This window comes from Pandoraea communis, from assembly GCF_902459745.1.
Taxonomy (GTDB): domain Bacteria; phylum Pseudomonadota; class Gammaproteobacteria; order Burkholderiales; family Burkholderiaceae; genus Pandoraea; species Pandoraea communis.
Window position 1 is genome coordinate 655,793 of the sequence record NZ_CABPSJ010000003.1, and the last position, 14,096, is coordinate 669,888.

Genomic DNA, 14,096 nt, shown 5'->3' on the forward strand with positions numbered 1-14,096 from the left:
CTGTGATGGGGCAAGCGCCGTTTTTTTTGACGGATGACGTGGAAGAGGCAGGCGAGCGTGCCGCTCAGAACGGGGCAAGCACAAGCTTGCCGATGGTGCGTCCGCCTTCGAGCTGCGCGTGTGCGCGACGCAGGTTCGCCGCGTTGATCGGTCCCATAATTTTACCGACCGTCGTGCGCAGCGTGCCGGCGTCGACGAGCCGTGCAACTTCGGTCAGCAGCTTGTGCTGCGCAATCATGTCCGGCGTTTCGTACATCGCACGCGTGAACATGAATTCCCAGACGAACGTGGCGCTCTTGCTCTTGAGCAGACCGATTTCGAGCGGCCCCGCGTTCTCGACGATCGAGCAGATCTTGCCTTGCGGGGCCACGGCTTCGGCCATGGCCGGGAAGTGGGCGTCGGTGTCGTTCAGGCACAACACGAAATCCACCTGGGGCACGCCGGCCGCCTTCAATTGCGCGGGGATGTCCTGGTAATGATCGATCACGTGCTGCGCGCCGAGCTGACGGCACCAGTCGGCCGATTCGGGGCGCGACGCGCTCGCCACGATGGTCAGTCGAGCCAGACGGCGTGCGAGCTGAATGGCGATGGAGCCAACGCCGCCGGCGCCCCCGACGATCAGGATCGACTTGCCTTCGTCACTGCCGTCAGGGGCGATGCCGAGGCGATCGAAAAGGGCTTCCCACGCGGTGATCGTCGTGAGCGGCAGCGCCGCTGCGTTCACGAAATCGAGCGACGCGGGCATGTGGCCGACGATGCGCTCGTCCACGAGATGGAACTCGCTGTTCGCGCCGGGACGGGTGATGCTGCCTGCGTAATAGACCGGATCGCCGACCTTGAAAAGGGTGACGTCAGGGCCGACGGCGGCAACGGTGCCTGCAGCGTCCCAGCCGAGTACGCGCGGCGTGGCTTCGACCTTGTCTTTCGGTGCGCGAACCTTGGTGTCGACGGGGTTCACGGAAATGGCTTCGACCTTGACCAGCAAGTCACGTCCGGCCGCTACAGGCATGGGCAGTTCGATGTCTTCGAGCGATTTGGGGTCGTTGATGGGCAGGTAACGGGTCAATCCGATGGCTTTCATCTGCGTTCTCCTTAAGTTGCGGCGCGCCGTGCAAGGGGGGGGGCGACGACGCACGTAGTGCGATAGCCAGAGACTACGGCTGGTCGATTACTTTGAGAATCCTGATAATACGGAAAAGATTTTTTGGAAAATCCATCAAATGGCATTGGACCTCGATACGGTGGCGTTGTTCGTGCGCGTGGCGGCGCTCGGTAATGTCTCAGCGGCAGGGCGCGAGCGAGGGCTATCGCCGGCCACCGCGAGTACGCGGCTGGTGCAATTGGAAGGGGCGCTGGGCACGCGCCTGCTGCACCGTACGACGCGGCGCGTCGCATTGACGCAGGAAGGGGAAATCTTCCTGCTCCAGGCGCAGGCGCTGCTTGCCGTCGAGGCTCAGGCACTGGCGAGCGTCGGGCAGGGACGGGCGGCGCCTCAGGGGCGTTTGCGGGTGTCGTGCTCGTCGTCGTTCGGCCGTCAGCATGTCTCGCCGGCGTTGCCCGAATTCCTTGAATCCTATCCAGGTATTTCGCTCGACTTCCGGCTGACGGATCGCGTCGTTGACCTCATTGAGGAGGGCGTGGATCTTGCCATTCGCGTGGGTGCGTTGCGCGATTCGACGCTGGTGGCCCGCAAGCTCGCCACGAATCGGCGCACGTTGTGCGCATCGCCTGCGTATCTCGCGGCGCGGGGGGCGCCGAAGCACCCCAGCGACCTCGCCGGGCACGACTGTCTGATTCTCGGCGAGCAGCGCGATTGGCGGTTCGTCACACCGGGCGGCACGCGGGTTGTGCGTGTGAGCGGGCGTCTCGCATCGGATAACGGCGAGGTGTTGCGCGATGCCGTTCTGGCGGGGCTGGGTATTGCGCTCAAGTCGACATGGGACATCGGCGCCCACTTGCAGCGCTGCGAGCTGGTGCCGGTGCTGCCGGCATACCCGCTGGCGGAGGAAGTCGCGATCTGGGCCGTCTACCCGAGTCGGGTGTTCGTGCCGCCGAAGACCCATGCACTGATCGAATTCCTGCAAGCACGCTTTGGCCCAACGCCGTATTGGGATGGGGATGCTGTCGATGCCTCGCCGGCGTTGACCCGGCCGCAGTGACGGTGCGTCAGTGCAGGCGATGGTTGCGGGGCTGCTGCGTGCGGGGTTCCTCGTGACCGATGGCCGGGCTGGCGTGATGCAGCACGAGCCGCCAGCCGTCGGCTTCCTTCAGATAGACGTTGGTGGCGAGCACAAAGGCGTAACGTGCCTCAGGATGGACTTCGACCTGAATCTGTTCGAGCACGTTATGAACGGCGCACAACGGATTGCGAGCGACCTGAAGATGGCTTACCGTCAATTGCATTCCGCCGTTCGCGAGGATCTGGCGCCAACTCGTGCGAACGGCCGCCGGGCCGACATGCCTTGGCCCCGAGGGGTGAATGCAGACGATCTCCTCGTCTTCCGACCAGACATCCATCAGCGTATCGGTGTCGCCGGCGCGCAGCGCTTCGTAATACGCATGCTCGGCGTCTTCCGGGCTCAGGAAAATGGCAGCGGGCATAACGGCAGCCTCCGTCGGAGTGATGCGCCGGGCTTGCGGGTATGCCGCCCGGCGAACGCGCCGATTATGGAGGGTTTGCCCGAGCTTGTCGAACACCCGGACGATGGCGGCGCCTGTGAGCGACTCTTGATCTGGCGCAAGGCAATGCCGGCCCGGTGCCGGTAGCTTATCGGTAATGCAGGAAAGCGAAAGTCAGCGCGGGCGGCGGCTTAGGGCGGGAGGCGCGCGGGGACGCGTGGGGCGCCCCCGGTTGCCGGTCTCAGCAGGGCGCGCCCGCGAGTTCGCGCAGTGCGATGGCGTCGACGATCTTAACGTGACGCTGACGGATTTCGATCATGCCGTTCTGGGCGAACCGCGAGAACAGCCGGCTGACGGTTTCCAGCTTGAGGCCGAGGAAACTGCCGATTTCCTCGCGGCTCATGCGCAGCACGAATTCGTTGGCTGCATAGCCGCGGGCGGCCAGTCGCTCGGAAAGGTTGATCAGGAAGACGGCCAGACGCTCTTCGGCGCGCATCGTGCCGAGCGCGAGCAGTTGCTGGTGCTCGTTGCGGATTTCCTGGCTCATCAGGCGGTGAAGCTGGCGTTGCAGCGACGGCACCTGACGCGATAGCGTCTCCAGTTCGCCGAAGCGAGCGATGCACAACTCGCTGTCTTCGAGCGCAATGGCGGTGCTCGGGTGACGGCTGTCGGCCACGGCGTCCAGGCCGATCAACTCGCCCTGAAGGTGGAAACCGACGACCTGTTCGCGGCCGTCGGGTGCGGTAACGCAGCTTTTCAGCGAGCCGAAGCGAATGCCGTAGACTGCGTTCAGATCATCGTTGGCGTGATAAAGCACTTCGCCCTTCTTGAGGCGACGGCGCTCGCTCACGAGTGAGTCCAGTCGTTCCAGTTCGGGTTCCGGAATGCCGACGGGCAGGCAGAACTGCCCCAGCGAACACGTGGAACAACGGGGCTGAGCGATGGGAGTTCGACCGATCTCGGTGGTCATGGAGGCCCCTGAAGTTATTTCGCGAGTTTACCATGGGGGCGTCGACCTATCGTTTTCCTTACCAAGACGTCAGGGTTTCGACGAAGCTTTACGGGCGCGAGTGTTTCAGTAATAATTGCGCACATACCGGACGTCCGTCTCGCCGTACCATCGGCCTGGGCGTTTTCCCGGCAGGTCGTTCGAAGCATCCAGGTTGCGCCGCCGTCACTACGACCGAACACAAACGGGCGCGCACTTATGCGAAGCGGGTTACGACCGCTTCTCGTGTTCCAAGCATCCATTTATTCCTGATACCGGGTCGCCAAGCCCCCGGTCTGCTTAGTCGCACATGAATACCCAAGAGGCGAAACTCGTCCTCGAGACCGCGTTGATTTGCGCGCAGGAGCCGCTCAAGGTCGGCGATCTGCGCAAGCTTTTCAATGACGCCGTGTCTGGTGACACGGTGCGCGCGCTGCTCGAGGAAATCCGCGTGCAATGGGATGGCCGAGGTGTGGAATTGGTGGCATTGGCCACCGGCTGGCGTTTCCAGAGCCGTCCGCGCATGCGTGAATACCTTGATCGCCTCAATCCGGAGAAGCCGCCGAAGTATTCGCGCGCCGTGATGGAGACGCTGGCGATCATTGCATATCGTCAACCTGTCACGCGAGGCGACATCGAAGAGATTCGCGGCGTGACGGTCAATACGCAGATCATCAAGCAGCTCGAAGACCGTGGCTGGATTGAGGTGATTGGTCATCGCGACGTGCCGGGACGCCCCGGCCTGTACGCCACGACCAAGGACTTCCTCGATGATCTGGGGTTGCGGGCGCTCGATGCGCTGCCGCCGCTGGAAGATCCCGCGGCACAGGCGCAGATCGATCTGCTCGCGCAGCAGAACATCGAATTCGGTGAGCGTGCCGAGGGCGAGGCGGGTGACGAGGCGACGTCCGACGACGCGCCCGTCGCCGATGCCGACGCGCTGGCGCGTCTGGCGCAAACGCGTGCCGATGAGTTGCCGCTTGCCCAAGGGTTGCCGGAAGGTCAGCGCCCGTTGGTGTCGACCGAAGAGGAATTGACGCAAGACGCCTTGCTCGATGCCGTGATGGCGGAAGGCGAAGGTATGCGCGAGGTGTCGCTCGAGGTGCTGGCGCAGGCGTCGAGCGAAATGACGTCAGACGTTGAGGAACTCGCGGACATTGCGCACGTCAGTGAGCAGGTCGATGCACCACGCGGCGACGCTTCCGGCGACGACGGTGCGCGGGATGCCGCGAAAGCAGCATTCGATACCGATCTGCCGGAGGATGACATTGCCGGCCTGTCGGAAGACGTTGTGCAGGACGAGGAATATTCCGAAGAATCAGAGTCTGCGGTGTCGGTCGGCGACGATCCGCCGCAAGATACGCAGGACGTAGCGACGCAGGCGGCAGATTCCGCGGCGTCGGTCACGCAGGAGGTTTCCCCGCACGCTGTCGACTCGGCAGCGAACGAAGCCGCCGCCGGACAGCCCATGTCCGGTGCGATGGATGACGACGAGAACGACGGGGACGACAAGAATCTCGTCACTGGTACCTGAAGGCACCGGCGCCTGGCGCCGGGAACACCCGCGGGACCGTTAGCGATAAGAACGAAGTCGCGGCAAGCATTTGCCGCGCATTCATGGTGCGAACACGGATCAGGGCAGCCACTAATGCCTGCCCACGACGATCCCGTTTTCCAATGAGGTTGTGTTGAAACAAAACGAAGAATCCCAGGACCTGCACGCACGCGATGCCGGTGCCGAAGCACGCGCGCCGGAAGGCGAGGGCGGCGACGACAAGACATCGCGCCGCGGTTTGCGCCGTGGTCCGCGCAGTCTGATTGCCCGCCGTCGTGCGGCTCAGCAAGCCAAGCGCGAAGGCGAGGACGGCGGTGCGGGTGAGTCCGCGCCGGACGCCGCGCAAGGCGCACCACTTGACGACGCACCGCAGAGGCCCGCAGCGGGCGCTGACGGTGCGCCGTCGGCTGCTCAGGGGCGTCCTCCTCGCAATGGCGCACGCAAGCCGCGCGGCGGCAAGCGTGACGGTGCCTCACAGGCGTCGCAGCCGGCGCAGGCCGGTGGCGGTGCTGGCAACGTCGCTGCGCCGGCCGGCAAGGCACCGCAAGGGGCCAAGGGGCGTGGCCGCAAGGGGGCGCCCGGCGCTGGTGGCGCCCGAGGCAACGCCGGTGGCAAGGGCGGCGACGACGATCTGTTTTCGTTCGTCACGTCGGGGGGCTTCGACAGTGAGGAGTCCGATGGCGACGCCAAGGCAGCCGCCAAGCGTGGCCGCCGTCCGGCAGATCGCCGTGTGCTGTCGCCGGATGACGAGGCACCGAAGCTGCACAAGGTGCTTGCCGAAGCCGGCATGGGCTCGCGTCGCGAGATGGAAGAGCTGATTCTCGCCGGGCGTGTGTCCGTCAATGCAGAGCCGGCCCACATCGGTCAACGCATTCTGCCCACCGACCTGGTTCGCATCAACGGCAAGCTCGTCAAGCGTCGCATCACGAGCAAGCCGCCGCGCGTGCTGCTGTATCACAAACCAGCGGGCGAAATCGTCAGCCATGCCGATCCGGAGGGGCGCGCGTCGGTGTTCGACCGCCTGCCGCCGATGAAGACGGCCAAGTGGCTCGCCGTCGGCCGTCTGGACTTCAACACGGAAGGTCTGCTGATTCTCACGACGTCCGGCGATCTGGCGAACCGATTCATGCATCCGCGTTACGAAATCGAGCGTGAATACGCCGTGCGTACCGTGGGGCAACTGAGCGAAGCCTCGCGCCAGCAACTGCTGCACGGCATCAAGCTGGATGACGGCGAGGCCAACTTCCTGCGTCTGAAGGATGGGGGCGGCGAAGGCTCGAATCACTGGTATCACGTGGCGCTGGCCGAAGGCCGGAACCGCGAAGTGCGCCGTATGTTCGACGCGGCGGGGCTGATGGTGAGTCGTTTGATCCGTACGCGCTACGGCCCGTTGACGCTCCCGCGCGGTCTCAAGCGCGGTCGTTACGAAGAACTGGATGACGCACAGGTTCGCTCGCTGTTTTCGGCTGTCGGCATGAAGATGCCGGGCCTGAGCCCGGACGAGAAGCCAAAGGGCGCTCGCGGCGGCAAGGCTGGCGCACCGAAGGAGTCGCGTCGTCAGCCGGACCCGATGCAGACCGCTCTGGGGGTTTTCAGTCGCGAGCCGGGGCAGTCGCGCCGTCCCCGCGCCAATCCGCTGACGGCATTCGTTGGCCCGAGCGGCGGCTATCCGGGACAGACGCCTTCGCCGCGCGGTGAAGGGCGACGCTTCGGCGGTGGCGGCTCGACGGGCGGCGGTGGTTTCGGCGGCCAGTCGCGCAGCGGTAACGGTAACGGTAATGGCAATGCTAATGGCAATCGTAGCCGTGGCGGCAACCGGACGGGCGGCGGTGGCGGCGGTAACAGCGGTGGTGGCAACCAAGGCAACCGAGGCAATCGCGGCGGTAACCGTTCGCGTTGAGGCTGCCCGAACGTCACGATGTGGACGGCCGGCGAAGAATGGGGTGGCGAGCGATTGGCCGCCCCCATTTTGCAGCGCAGCAACGTTGCATTGATGCCCGTCAGGCGGGCTTTGGGGGCACCAAGCGTTGCAAATCGGCCCAAAACCATATAAAATCAATGAATAAGCTGGTTTGCGTGCCGCGCGATCTGTTGCGGCGCGCACCTCATGCGCAATGAGGCTGTAAGAAATGGGCGTTTCGCCCATTTTTTTTTGCCGCGAGCGTTTTACGCGCGGCCGATGCCGCCGCGTCGGGGAGTGGGTGTGCCAACACAGGTACGCCGGCCCGGACAGTCGAGGCAGGTATCGTGCGACGTCCCATGCGGGGCGCGCAGACATGTCGGGCGCTGCTAATGCGCGCGAGTTTTTCTAGGGTGAGCAAAGTTGCAATTGCCAGAACTGATCGAGACCACGGTCGAAGGCCTGGGTTACGAGCTGGTCGATCTTGAGCGCGCCGGCGGCGGTTTGCTGCGCGTCTACATCGACAAGCCGGAAGGCATCACGATCGATGACTGCGAGACGGTGAGCCGTCAGCTCTCGCATGTCCTGATGGTCGAGAACGTCAACTACGACCGACTCGAAATATCGTCGCCGGGGCTGGATCGTCCGCTGCGCAAGCTGCGTGACTTCGAGCGTTTTGCCGGTGCGGAAGTAAGTCTTACGTTGCGTGTGCCGCTCGAAGGCCGCAAGCAGTTCCGCGGCATCTTGCAGGCACCGCAAGGCGAAAACTTGAGCCTGGAGTTCGAAGGCAAGGGCGGCCCGGCGCTGCTCGATTTCACCCTCGCGGATATTGACCGTGCGCGCCTTGTGCCGCAGATTGATTTTAGGAGTCGCAAACGATGAGTCGCGAAGTATTGCTGTTGGTCGATGCGCTCGCGCGCGAAAAGAACGTCGACAAGGATGTCGTGTTCGGCGCGCTTGAAGCAGCATTGGCTTCGGCCACCAAGAAGCGCTACACCGAAGACGTCGACATTCGCGTGCACATCGACCGCGAGTCGGGCGAGCACGAGAGCTTCCGCCGTTGGCTGGTCGTGCCGGACGAAGCCGGTCTGCAAGAGCCGGACAAGCAGATCTTGCTGTTCGAAGCCAAAGAAGAAAACCCGTCGATCGAAATCGACGAGTTCATCGAAGAACCGGTGGAATCGCTGGAGTTCGGTCGTATCGGTGCGCAGGCGGCCAAGCAGGTCATTCTGCAGCGCATTCGCGATGCCGAGCGTGAGCAGATCCTGTCGGACTTCCTCGAGCGCGGCGAAAAGATCATGACCGGTACGGTCAAGCGTCTCGACAAGGGCAACCTGATCGTCGAGTCGGGCCGTGTCGAAGCGCTGCTGCGTCGCGATCAACTGATTCCGAAAGAAAACCTCCGTATCGGTGACCGCGTTCGCGCTTACATCGTGAAGGTCGACCGCACGGCGCGCGGCCCGCAAATCGAACTCTCGCGCACGGCGCCGGAATTCCTGATCGAGCTGTTCGGCATGGAAGTGCCGGAAATCGAGCAAGGTCTGCTGGAGATCAAGTCGGCCGCTCGTGATCCGGGCGTACGCGCCAAGATCGCCGTGGTGGCTTACGACAAGCGCATCGATCCGATTGGCACTTGCGTGGGCATTCGCGGCACGCGTGTGCAGGCCGTGCGTAACGAACTGGGCGGTGAGAACGTCGATATCGTGCTGTGGTCGGAAGACCCGGCGCAATTCGTGATCGGCGCCCTCGCGCCGGCGGCGGTGCAGTCGATCGTCGTGGACGAAGAAAAGCACAGCATGGATGTCGTCGTCGACGAGAACGAACTGGCCGTGGCGATTGGTCGCAGCGGTCAGAACGTGCGTCTCGCGTCGGAACTGACCGGCTGGCAAATCAACATCATGACGCCGGATGAATCGGCAGAGAAGCAGAACGAAGAACGCGGCACGCTGCGTACGTTGTTCATGCAGCGTCTCGATGTGGATGAAGAAGTGGCGGACATCCTGATCGAGGAAGGTTTCTCGAGTCTGGAAGAGATCGCCTACGTGCCCCTTAACGAAATGCTCGAAATCGAAGCATTCGACGAGGACACGGTGCACGAGCTGCGCAATCGTTCACGCGACGCACTGCTGACGCAGGCGATTGCCACCGAGGAAAAGGTCGAAGGTGTTGCACTCGACCTCAAGAGCCTCGATGGCATGACGCCCGAGTTGCTGGCCAAGCTGGCCGAGCATGAAATTCAGACGCGCGATGATCTGGCCGAGCTGGCTGTCGACGAACTGACCGAGATGACCGGCGTCGACGAAGAAGCTGCGAAGGCACTGATCATGAAAGCGCGAGAGCACTGGTTCCAATGATGACCTGCCCCGGCATGCATATGGAACAGTGAACTTTGAAGTTAACCGCAAGGCGCCTGGCCTTGCTTGAAGAGGTTTGAATGGCGAGCATCAACGTAGCCCAATTTGCTGCAGAACTGAAAATGCCGGCCGGCGTGTTGCTGGAGCAACTCAAAGCCGCCGGCGTGGACAAACTCAGCGCCGACGATTCGCTGACGGAAGCCGACAAGGCCCGTCTGTTGGAACACCTGCGCCGGTCCCACGGCGCGGGTGACGGCGACAAAAAGAAGATTACTCTGACGCGTCGCCAGACCTCGGAAATCAAGCAAGCCGACGCGACCGGCAAGGCGCGCACGATTCAAGTCGAAGTGCGCAAAAAGCGCACCTTCGTCAAGCGTGACGAGGTTGCGGAAGGCGCGGATAACGCGGCGGCCGCTGCCGCCGAAGACGAAGCGCTTCGTCAGCGTGAGGAAGACGCACGCCGCGAAGCGGAGCGTCTGGCGGCGGAAGCTGCCGAACTGAAGCGTCGACAGGAACAACTGGAGCGCGAAGAGGCCGAGCGTCGCGAGCGCGAAGAGAAGGAAGCTGCCGAGCGCCGTGCGCGAGAGGAAGCGGAGCGCGCAGCGGCAGCAGCCAAGGCAGCCGAAGAGCAGAAGGCGAAAGCCGAAGCCAAGGCCGGCGTGGAAGCCGAAAAGGTGCCGAGCGTTGACGCCGAAGCTGCCACCAAGGCAGACGCCGAGAAGGCTGAAAAGGCCGAGCAGGCCGAGAAGGCGGCCGCGGCCAAGGCTGACGTCGAGCGCGAGCAGGCCCGCAAGGCCAGCGAGGAAGCCCGCGCGGCCGCCGAAAAGGCGAGCGCGGCTGCTGACAAGGCGCGTGCCGAAGAGGAAGCCATTCGCAAGCGTCGTGCTGCGGCGGAAGCCGAAGCGCGTGCGATTCGCGAAATGATGAATGCACCGCGTCGCGTGCTGAAGGCACCGGAGCCGGCACCTGCTGCCGCTGCCGCTGCCGCGCCGAAGGCCGAAGCGAAGGGTACGCTGCACAAGCCGGCCAAGCCGGAAGGTGCCGCGAGCGCCAAGCCGGCAGACAAGAAGCCGGCCGCAGCCCCCGCGTCGGCGACGGCTGGTGCAGCTGATAAGAAGGACAAGAAGGCCGGCGCCTGGCAGAAGGATGCCGATAACCGCAACAAACGTGGCGGCATGAAGACGCGTGGCGACGCGAGCGGCGGTTCGGATGGTTGGCGCGGCGGTGGCCGTGGCGGCCGTCGCGGCGACCGTCATTCGCAGGATGGTCAGGCATTCCAGGCGCCGACCGAGCCGGTGGTGCGTGACGTCCATGTGCCGGAAACCATCAGCGTTGCCGATCTCGCACACAAGATGTCGGTCAAGGCCGCAGAAGTCATCAAGCTGATGATGAAGATGGGTCAGATGGTGACCATCAATCAGGTGCTGGATCAGGAAACGGCAATGATCGTGGTGGAGGAGCTTGGCCACCGTGCGATCGCTGCGAAGCTGGACGATCCGGAAACGCTGCTGGAACTGGGCAACGAAGCGAAGGAAGTCGAATCGCTCCCGCGTCCGCCGGTGGTGACCGTGATGGGTCACGTCGACCACGGCAAGACCTCGCTGCTGGACTACATCCGTCGCGCCAAGGTGGCGGCGGGCGAAGCCGGCGGTATTACGCAGCACATCGGTGCGTATCACGTCGACACGCCGCGCGGCACGGTGACGTTCCTCGATACGCCGGGTCACGAGGCCTTTACGGCCATGCGTGCTCGTGGCGCTCAGGCAACGGACATCGTGATTCTGGTAGTCGCAGCGGACGACGGTGTGATGCCGCAGACGAAGGAAGCAATCGCTCACGCGAAGTCGGCCGGTGTGCCGATCGTGGTGGCGATCAACAAGATTGATAAACCGGAAGCCAACCCGGACCGCGTGAAGCAGGAGCTGGTGGCCGAGGGTGTGGTGCCGGAAGAGTACGGTGGCGATTCGCCGTTCGTGCCGGTGTCCGCCAAGACGGGGGCGGGTATCGACGACCTGCTCGAGAACGTGCTGTTGCAGGCCGAAGTGCTGGAGCTGAAGGCGCCGGTGGATGCGCCGGCCAAGGGTATCGTGATCGAAGCGAAGCTGGACAAGGGTAAGGGCCCGGTGGCAACGATTCTGGTGCAGTCGGGTACGCTCAATCGCGGCGACATGGTGCTGGCCGGTCAGGCTTACGGCCGTGTGCGCGCCATGCTGGATGAAACCGGCAAGAGCGCGAAGGAAGCTGGTCCGTCGATCCCTGTGGAAATTCAGGGCCTGTCGGAAGTGCCGGGGGCCGGTGAAGAAGTGCTGGTGGTTCAGGACGAACGCAAGGCACGCGAAATCGCACTGTTCCGTCAAGGCAAGTTCCGCGACGTGAAGCTGGCCAAGCAACAGGCCGCGAAGCTCGAGAACCTGCTGGAGCAGATGACCGAAGGCGAAGTGAAGACGCTGCCGTTGATCATCAAGGCCGACGTGCAGGGTTCGCAGGAAGCGCTGGCGCAATCGCTCAACAAGCTCTCGACGCCGGAAGTGCGCGTGCAGATCGTGCACGCAGCGGTGGGGGGCATCAGCGAAAGCGACGTCAACCTGGCAACGGCTTCGAAGGCGGTCATCATCGGCTTCAATACGCGTGCGGATGCACTGGCACGCAAGTTGGCCGAGTCGAACGGTATCGACATTCGTTACTACAACATCATCTATGACGCAGTGGATGAGGTGAAGGCGGCGATGTCGGGCATGCTGGCGCCGGAGAAGAAGGAAGTGATCACGGGTCTCATCGACGTGCGCCAGACGTTCAGCGTGCCGAAGATCGGGAAGGTCGCCGGCTGTATGGTGCTCGACGGCTTCGTCAAGCGTTCGTCGCACGTGCGTGTGCTGCGCGACAACGTGGTCATCTTCACGGGCGAGCTGGATTCGCTCAAGCGCTTCAAGGATGACGTGAAGGAAGTCAAGTCCGGCTTCGAGTGCGGTCTGTCGGTGAAGAACTTCAACGACATCACGGAAGGCGACCAACTGGAAGCGTTCGAAATCACGGAAGTTGCGCGCTCGCTGTAACGCGATTTGCACAACGGATGTGGAATGGCCCACCAAGCCGGGAAACCGGTGGCGTGGGCCATTGCATTATTAGCGAGTATGTTATGGCAAAGAAACGTGGCGTTCCGGGTCGGAATCTTCGTATCAACGACCAGATCCAGCGCGATCTGTCGGAGTTGATTCAACGCGAAGTGAAGGACCCGCGTATTGGTCTGGTCACGCTGCAAAGCGTGGAAGTAACGCCGGACTATGCGCATGCGAAGGTGTATTACACGACGCTGACCGGCGATCCGAAGGCGACCGGTGAGGCGCTCAACGAGGCGGCCGGTTATCTGCGCAATCTGCTGTTCAAGCGCTTGCACATCCATACGGTGCCGACGCTGCACTTCCACTTCGATCAGTCGATCGAGCGCGCCATCGAAATGTCGCGACTGATCGATACCGCCAACGCTACGCGCGCGAAAGAAGAAGCGGGTGAAGGCGGCGTGCAAGACAGCGACAAGGAAGACGACGGCAAGTAAGCTGTCGATTGACGACGCAGCCTGCCGGGCTGGCTGATAGCGAGCCCGGTGATTTAGCGATGCCTGCGCATTCGTGAAGAGTGCCAGGGGTCGATTCCGACAAGAATCTCTCAAGCAATCCCCGCATCATGACGGACCCGCGTTCGCAGGCACCCCGCCAAAAACTCCCCCGTTTCGCCCTCGATGGCGTGCTGCTGCTGGACAAGCCGCTGGGCCTCTCGTCCAACGACGCGCTGATCAAGGCCAAGCGCCTGTTGCAGGCGTTGAAGGCGGGGCATACGGGCACGCTCGACCCCCTGGCGACCGGTTTGTTGCCGCTGTGCTTCGGCGAGGCGACGAAGTTCTCGCAGGATTTGCTCGAAGCCGACAAGACATACGAGGCACGTGTGCGTCTGGGCGAGACCACGACGACGGGCGACGCCGAAGGGGAGGTGCTGCTGACACGTCCCGTGACGGTGGATGAAGCGGCGATTCGCGCGGTGCTGCCGCGCTTCACCGGGTCCATCTCCCAAGTGCCGCCGATGTACTCGGCGCTCAAGCGCGATGGAAAACCGTTGTATGAATATGCGCGTGCTGGGCAGACCCTTGAGCGTGAAGCGCGCGACGTCACGATCCATCTGCTGGAAATGACGGCGTGCTCGTTACCCGACGCTGCCGAGTTCACCTTCCGCGTGACATGCAGCAAAGGCACTTATGTGCGCACGCTGGCAGAAGACATCGGCGAAGCGCTGGGCTGTGGGGCGCATTTGCGCGCGCTGCGACGCACGGCGGTTGGCCCGCTCACGCTGGAAGGGGCCGTCACGCTCGACGATCTGGCGGCGATCGATCACGCGCAGCGCGTTGAGAAGCTGGCGCCGGTCGATGCGCTCCTGAAGACGCTGCCGACAGTCTGGCTCGACGAAGCGCTCGCGAAGCGCTTCGCTCATGGGCAACGGCTGCGTCTGGACGAGACCCGCTGTCCTCAGCCCTTGCGCGCGTGCGCCGCTGCACACCATGACATCGAAGTGAAGGTCTACGCCGAAGCCGTTGGCGACGCCGCCGGTCGTTTGCTGGGGGTCGCGCGGCTGGATGGCGAGGCGTTGCTCACACCGCAGCGCCTTTTGAAAACACAGTAAGCGGTTGTGCTG

The 14,096-nt window shown here is 63.4% G+C and carries 11 protein-coding genes; 8 read left to right on the top strand and 3 right to left on the bottom strand.

The window, feature by feature from the left end:
- Window positions 1-64: 64 nt before the first annotated feature.
- On the bottom strand, window positions 65-1,081 hold the full coding sequence (locus PCO31110_RS13840) for a zinc-binding alcohol dehydrogenase family protein (RefSeq protein ID WP_010804646.1): 1,017 nt from the start codon (window positions 1,079-1,081) through the stop codon (window positions 65-67).
- A 139-nt stretch (window positions 1,082-1,220) separates the two neighbouring features.
- Between PCO31110_RS13840 and PCO31110_RS13845 the strand changes: the two genes are divergently transcribed.
- Complete coding sequence (locus PCO31110_RS13845; protein WP_150690666.1) at window positions 1,221-2,159, top strand: LysR family transcriptional regulator; 939 nt, start codon at window positions 1,221-1,223, stop codon at window positions 2,157-2,159.
- A 7-nt stretch (window positions 2,160-2,166) separates the two neighbouring features.
- Here the strand turns inward: PCO31110_RS13845 and PCO31110_RS13850 are convergent, their stop codons facing one another.
- Together PCO31110_RS13850 and fnr are read right to left on the bottom strand one after the other, a co-directional pair.
- The gene (locus PCO31110_RS13850) at window positions 2,167-2,601 is read right to left on the bottom strand and encodes a YybH family protein (RefSeq protein WP_010803770.1); all 435 of its coding nucleotides are present in this window, start codon (window positions 2,599-2,601) and stop codon (window positions 2,167-2,169) included.
- A 259-nt stretch (window positions 2,602-2,860) separates the two neighbouring features.
- Window positions 2,861-3,589, bottom strand: a complete 729-nt coding sequence (fnr, locus tag PCO31110_RS13855; protein WP_010803771.1) for a fumarate/nitrate reduction transcriptional regulator Fnr — start codon at window positions 3,587-3,589, stop codon at window positions 2,861-2,863.
- A 328-nt stretch (window positions 3,590-3,917) separates the two neighbouring features.
- On the opposite strand from fnr, the gene scpB reads away from it, so the two are divergent.
- From scpB to truB, 7 genes are all read left to right on the top strand, one after another.
- Window positions 3,918-5,141, top strand: coding sequence for an SMC-Scp complex subunit ScpB (gene scpB, locus PCO31110_RS13860; protein ID WP_150690667.1), 1,224 nt, complete (start codon window positions 3,918-3,920; stop codon window positions 5,139-5,141).
- 181 nt (window positions 5,142-5,322) lie between these two features.
- Complete coding sequence (locus PCO31110_RS13865; RefSeq protein WP_246189851.1) at window positions 5,323-7,062, top strand: pseudouridine synthase; 1,740 nt, start codon at window positions 5,323-5,325, stop codon at window positions 7,060-7,062.
- 423 nt (window positions 7,063-7,485) lie between these two features.
- Window positions 7,486-7,944: a ribosome maturation factor RimP gene (gene rimP / locus PCO31110_RS13870; protein ID WP_010803774.1), complete on the top strand. Its 459-nt coding sequence runs from the start codon at window positions 7,486-7,488 to the stop codon at window positions 7,942-7,944.
- Window positions 7,941-9,416 (top strand): transcription termination factor NusA, encoded by a 1,476-nt coding sequence (nusA, locus tag PCO31110_RS13875; protein WP_010803775.1) that lies wholly within the window; start codon window positions 7,941-7,943, stop codon window positions 9,414-9,416. The genes rimP and nusA overlap by 4 nt, the downstream gene beginning before the upstream one ends.
- An 80-nt stretch (window positions 9,417-9,496) precedes the next feature.
- Entirely contained in the window at window positions 9,497-12,469 is a 2,973-nt protein-coding gene (gene infB / locus PCO31110_RS13880; RefSeq protein WP_150690669.1) for a translation initiation factor IF-2, read from the top strand.
- An 83-nt stretch (window positions 12,470-12,552) separates the two neighbouring features.
- The gene (gene rbfA / locus PCO31110_RS13885; protein WP_010803777.1) at window positions 12,553-12,969 is read left to right on the top strand and encodes a 30S ribosome-binding factor RbfA; all 417 of its coding nucleotides are present in this window, start codon (window positions 12,553-12,555) and stop codon (window positions 12,967-12,969) included.
- 128 nt (window positions 12,970-13,097) lie between these two features.
- A complete protein-coding gene (gene truB, locus PCO31110_RS13890) occupies window positions 13,098-14,084 on the top strand; it encodes a tRNA pseudouridine(55) synthase TruB (RefSeq protein WP_150690670.1) in 987 nt (328 codons plus the stop codon).
- The last annotated feature ends 12 nt before the right edge of the window (window positions 14,085-14,096 follow it).

Excerpts from the sequence above, each read along its gene's own strand:
- PCO31110_RS13840 (WP_010804646.1), bottom strand. The coding sequence starts at position 1,081 with ATGAAAGCCATCGGATTGACCCGTTACCTGCCCATCAACGACCCCAAA.
- PCO31110_RS13845 (WP_150690666.1), top strand. The coding sequence starts at position 1,221 with ATGGCATTGGACCTCGATACGGTGGCGTTGTTCGTGCGCGTGGCGGCG.
- PCO31110_RS13850 (WP_010803770.1), bottom strand. The coding sequence starts at position 2,601 with ATGCCCGCTGCCATTTTCCTGAGCCCGGAAGACGCCGAGCATGCGTAT.
- fnr (WP_010803771.1), bottom strand. The coding sequence starts at position 3,589 with ATGACCACCGAGATCGGTCGAACTCCCATCGCTCAGCCCCGTTGTTCC.
- scpB (WP_150690667.1), top strand. The coding sequence starts at position 3,918 with ATGAATACCCAAGAGGCGAAACTCGTCCTCGAGACCGCGTTGATTTGC.
- nusA (WP_010803775.1), top strand. The coding sequence starts at position 7,941 with ATGAGTCGCGAAGTATTGCTGTTGGTCGATGCGCTCGCGCGCGAAAAG.
- infB (WP_150690669.1), top strand. The coding sequence starts at position 9,497 with ATGGCGAGCATCAACGTAGCCCAATTTGCTGCAGAACTGAAAATGCCG.
- rbfA (WP_010803777.1), top strand. The coding sequence starts at position 12,553 with ATGGCAAAGAAACGTGGCGTTCCGGGTCGGAATCTTCGTATCAACGAC.
- truB (WP_150690670.1), top strand. The coding sequence starts at position 13,098 with ATGACGGACCCGCGTTCGCAGGCACCCCGCCAAAAACTCCCCCGTTTC.